This window comes from Chamaesiphon sp. VAR_69_metabat_338 (genome assembly GCF_031423935.1).
GTDB lineage: Bacteria > Cyanobacteriota > Cyanobacteriia > Cyanobacteriales > Chamaesiphonaceae > Chamaesiphon.
This window is the reverse complement of record NZ_JANPGM010000616.1, coordinates 1-4003: the sequence shown is the minus strand read 5'-3', so window position 1 is coordinate 4003 and position 4003 is coordinate 1. Positions and strand designations below refer to the sequence as shown.

Below are 4003 nucleotides of genomic sequence, written 5' to 3'. Positions count from 1 at the left end.
CAAAAAATTCGTGATGAAATTGAAGCAGAGTGTGGTGAAGATATTAGTGAAAGAGTTACTTTCTTCGGCTATGACTTTGTGCCAACATGGAATGGCTTCATTTCCGAATCTGATGCTATCATTCATCTTTACCCAACAATGCCTTATCGTGGAGATTTACTAACTCTTAAGATCTTGGCAAAAGATGAAAAAGGTAACGCAACAGAATGGCATGATAAATACAAAGGTGAATACAATGAAATAATGAGACTAGTTAAAGATGATTCCCTCAATCATAACTTATGGGAATATCATATTGAAAAAAACATATGACTGTTCGCTGTTTGATTTATGACTTGTCTTTAATTCGCGTTTTGCTTTCCAAAATCTCCTTGAGTACCAGCGTCACAGCCGCGAGTAAAGCGAGTAACACTGCGGCTGAAAAAGCGGCTTCGGTGTTGTATTGCTTATAAGCTTCCTCAACAAATAACGGCAAACTTTGCGTGGTATTTGCCACGTTTCCCGACACCACCGAAACCGCCCCAAACTCACCCATCGCGCGGGCATTAGTTAACAATACGCCATACATCAAACCCCAACGAATATTCGGCAGGGTCACGCGCCAAAATATCTGCCAATCGCTGGCTCCTAATGTTCTGGCGGCTTCTTCTTGCTCTACGCCGGCTTCTTCGAGTACTGGAATTACCTCGCGCACCACGAACGGCATACTGACAAATGCGGTAGCTAAAGCCATACCTGGAAACGCAAACACGATATCGATGCCCCGATCTTGCAGCCAGCCGCCAAACCAGCCTTGACGTCCGTACAGGAGCATAATCATCAAGCCAGCCACTACGGGGGAAATTGATAATGGGAGGTCGATAATACTCAATAATAAAGTTCTACCTGGAAATTGATGCCGCGCGATCGACCATGCCGCACACAAGCCAAACACGGTATTAATCGGGACGGCAATTAATGCCAGCGAGAGGGTGACTCTGACGGCACTCAAAAAATCTGGATTGGTAAGATTGCTCAGAAATGGGTCGATGCCCTTGTGAAAGGCTTGGTAAAAGACGTTGATCGCCGGGATATAAATAATTACACTAATGTACGCGATCGACAGTCCGATTAAGACAGCAGGTACCCAGTTAATTGTTTTTTTATCTGGCCCTTGCCGGACTAAAGTATTGCCAGTTTTATTAATCTTCATAACGCTGTCCCCAAGCTTGAAGGATATTAATTCCCAGGAGCAATACTAGTGAAATTCCCAATAACACGATGCCAATAGTAGTCGCGCCAGCATAGTCATATTGCTCTAATCTTTGGAAGATTAACACTGGGGCGATCAGATCCTTAAAAGGCGTGTTTGAGGCAATAATTACCGTCGAACCATATTCACCCACCGCACGGGAAAAACCTAGAGCCATCCCGGTCAAAATCGAGGGTAACAGCGGCGGCAAAATCACTTGCCGAAAAGTTTCCCAATCCGATGCTCCCAGACACCAAGCGGCTTCCTCAATATCGCGTTCCATTTCGATCAATACGGGTTGGACGGTACGCACGATAAAGGGTAAGGAGATAAATAACATCGCTAGTCCTACCCCCAACCGCGTGAAGGCGATTTTAATCCCGAACGGTGCGAAAATACTGCCAATCCAGCCATTATCGCTATAGACAGTGGCTAAGGTCAGACCGGCAACTGAAGTCGGTAAGGCGAAGGGGAGATCGATCGAGGCATCGATAATCCGTTTGCCAGGAAAATCATACCGTACTAATACCCAGGCGATCGCGGTGCCAAACAGGCCATTAATCAGGGTGGCAATCAGCGAAGTCACGAACGTAATGTCATAAGTAGATAAGGCAATCGGACTGCTCGCTACTTCCCAAAATTTCCCCCAGCCGCCGCTCCCAGCCTTGGCAAACATCGCTCCCAAGGGCAGAAACAGCATCGCGCTCAGATAAAACCACATAATCCGCCACGTCCAGGATAAGTGCCTAATGCGATCGAACCACTGTTTCCAGACTGGTTTGGGTTTAACGAGACGGGCGGGGATAATATTGGTCATAGCGGGAGTTGAGAGTTGGGAATTGCTTTATCGCCGGATTGACACAACATCTACGATATTTAAAGCGGAATAGTGTTGAAGCTCGATCGTTATCTTATCGATATCCATTCCACAGGTCAATCAATCCGCTGCACGGCTGAATTATGACATTATCGCCTAGATTCGCTCGTGCCAGAAAGGATTGAGATCGAATGAAACGATCGAATGGCGTTTTCAGTGATGGCTAGATTATGTGTGAAGAGTTACCTCTTTGAACTGCGGGATTTTGCAACCGTTATAAAATAGAAACAGCCGATCGCTACAAGTAGGAATTAACAGACTTGCTGCATAAATACGGTGGGCATAGTATTTAGGTAGTAAATCGCTGGTGTTTAGATCGGTTAGCTCACCCGATCGAACGCCCCACACCCCATCCCCCCAAACTATCAGCATTAATTGCCATTTGCAGGGAATACCATGACTGAATCAGTACTAGTACAGCCTGCCAATCCGATGTTACCTGCCAACGAACCGGAACGGCTAGCAGCACTGCATCGCTATCAAGTCCTCGATACACCTGCGGAAGTGGCGTTCGATCGCCTCACAGCCCTCGCAGCGCGCTTGTTTAAGATGCCCACCGTGCTGATTTCGCTGGTGGATGAGTCGAGAGCTTGGTTTAAGTCCAGCATTGGATTTAGTGCTACTGAAGTGCTACGCAACGAGACGATGTGCAGCTTTGCCGTGTTAACTGATGAGCCGCTAATCGTTCCCGATACTCGACTCGACGATCGCTTTGTCTGCAATCCGTTCGTGCAGTGCGAGCCTGGGATGCGGTTTTATGCAGGTGCGCCGTTAATCGATCGAGATGGCTTTAATCTGGGTACCCTGTGTCTGCTCGATAGTGTGCCCCATGCGGCGTTAACCGCCGAGGAAGAGGCTACTTTGGTAGATTTGGCGGCAATGGTAGTTGATGAGCTAGAACTGCGATTGGCGGCGCGGCAGATCGCTAGCGTCGATGCCGCACTAGTTGAGATTACCCAAGGTGTGTCGAGAGTGACGGGTCAGGATTTTTTTGATGCACTGGTCAGGCATTTTGCCAAAGTTTTGGGTACGGATTATGTTTATATTGGCTTGGTAGAGGGGACTGAGCCGAAAATGATGAAAACGATCGCCACTTGCGATCGCGGTAATATCGTCGAGAATCTCGAATATCGGCTCCAAGATACGCCCTGCTGGGAAGCGATCGAGCAGCGTAAAATTTGCTGTCATCCGCGCAATGTCAAGGCTCAATTTCCCAATGCAGTACTGCTACAACTCCTCCCTGTAGAGAGCTATGTCGCGATTCCGTTCTATGGTGCTGATGGGAGTGTGTTGGGATTGCTAGGCGTAATGGATGGTAAACCGCTAGCAAATGTGCAGCTAGCCGAATCGTTACTGACGATCTTTGCCAGTCGGATTGCGACCGAGCTAGAGCGTCAACAGTACGAATCGATGCTAGTCGAACAGACGCGACTGCTGGAGGCGGTTTCTACGGGTCAGCCGCTGGATGAGTGTCTGAGTGCGCTGTGTAGCTCGATCGCCAAGCTCAGCCCCAACACCCGCGCCTGTGTACTACTAACGGACGATCGCCGCACGAAGTTTACGAAATCGATTACTCCAGATTTCCCGCCGTCTCTGAGCCAAGGACTCAAGGATGCGCCGATTAACGAGCTAGCGATCGGGACGTGCAGTGCGGCGGTATATTGCGGTGAGCCTGTCACTTGTAGCGATATTGCGAGTGACGATCTCTGGTCGCAAAAATGGCGAGATTTATCGATCGCACATGGCATTCGGGCTTGTCATTCCTTACCGATAATGGGTGTCGATAATTTACCCCTTGGTTCGGTGACGTTGTGCTTTAATGAAGCCCGATCTCCGACCGATTGGGAATATCGACTGGGCGAATTTGGGACTAAAATTGCGAGTATTGCAATCGA

At 48.4% G+C, this 4003-nt stretch carries 5 protein-coding genes; 2 read left to right on the top strand and 3 right to left on the bottom strand.

Features of this window, described 5'->3' with window-relative positions; all coding sequences use genetic code 11:
- Positions 1-312: hypothetical protein (locus RMO84_RS17005; RefSeq protein ID WP_310489622.1), on the top strand; the 312-nt coding region annotated here is incomplete at its 5' end.
- A gap of 16 nt (positions 313-328) precedes the next feature.
- Here the strand turns inward: RMO84_RS17005 and cysW are convergent.
- The 3 genes from cysW to RMO84_RS16990 form a co-directional block, all read right to left on the bottom strand.
- Complete coding sequence (gene cysW, locus RMO84_RS17000; protein ID WP_310489621.1) at positions 329-1192, bottom strand: sulfate ABC transporter permease subunit CysW; 864 nt, start codon at positions 1190-1192, stop codon at positions 329-331.
- Positions 1182-2048, bottom strand: a complete 867-nt coding sequence (cysT, locus tag RMO84_RS16995) for a sulfate ABC transporter permease subunit CysT (protein WP_310489620.1) — start codon at positions 2046-2048, stop codon at positions 1182-1184. The genes cysW and cysT overlap by 11 nt, the downstream gene beginning before the upstream one ends.
- 228 nt (positions 2049-2276) lie before the next feature.
- A complete protein-coding gene (locus RMO84_RS16990; RefSeq protein WP_310489619.1) occupies positions 2277-2480 on the bottom strand; it encodes a hypothetical protein in 204 nt (67 codons plus the stop codon).
- A 24-nt stretch (positions 2481-2504) separates the two neighbouring features.
- On the opposite strand from RMO84_RS16990, the gene RMO84_RS16985 reads away from it, so the two are divergent.
- Positions 2505-4003 (top strand): GAF domain-containing protein (locus tag RMO84_RS16985; protein WP_310489618.1); only part of this gene is annotated, 1499 nt, incomplete at its 3' end.